This window comes from Patescibacteria group bacterium, assembly GCA_026415775.1.
GTDB lineage: Bacteria > Patescibacteriota > Minisyncoccia > UBA6257 > JAAZHW01 > SKW32.
Window position 1 is genome coordinate 1 of sequence record JAOAGL010000014.1, and the last position, 729, is coordinate 729.

1 protein-coding gene is annotated in these 729 nt (G+C 31.8%); it reads left to right on the plus strand.

Annotation, left to right across the window (positions count from 1 at the left end):
* Positions 1 to 729, plus strand: a 729-nt coding sequence (locus tag N2692_03115; protein MCX8016256.1) for a restriction endonuclease subunit R, incomplete at both ends; no start/stop codon positions are given.

Here is a 729-nt window from a genome sequence, read left to right on the forward strand (position 1 = left end):
TGAAGTAAAAGTTTTGAAAAAAGCAAAGGAAAGTTTTGCGAAAAAAGATCGATACTATGATTTTGGCGAGAGGAAGTCTCTTTTTGAACCGGAGTTGATTCTTAATCGTATTTTTGACTATCTTGGTGTGAAAAGTAAAGAGTTTGATAGATTTAAGGAGTTAGAAAATGAAATCATACATTTTAAGAAGGTTAGGTTTCGAAACGACGAAAAATACGGGGAAATCAAGCGAAAGATAGAGGAAATTATACACTATCCTGAGAGACAAAAAGAATTAGATAAGCAATATGGGGAAATACCAAGAAAAGAATTTGAAAAGCAGATTGCAATGCTTGAAGATGTTGGAAATTTTGAAATGAATAACCAAAAAATCAAAATCAAGTATTTAGCTAATCATTATTATTTGCCTGTTATTCTTTCTGATCAGGAAAGAATTGATTACATCAATCATATTATTAATGTTCAGAGCGAAGTAAAATTTATTGAGCTATTGGAGGAATATCTTGCCAAACCCGATAATGTATTTACACAGTTTGATTGGTGGATGTTTTCAAAACTTGATCAAACTTTGGATGAGGTATTGATTCCTTATTACAACCCTAAGGAAAATAGTATAGCCAATTTCAAACCTGATTTTATTTTTTGGGCACAAAAAGGGAAACGATACTTGATTTTGTTTGTTGATCCCAAAGGTACCGAATACACCGACGGATATAGAAAGATTGATGG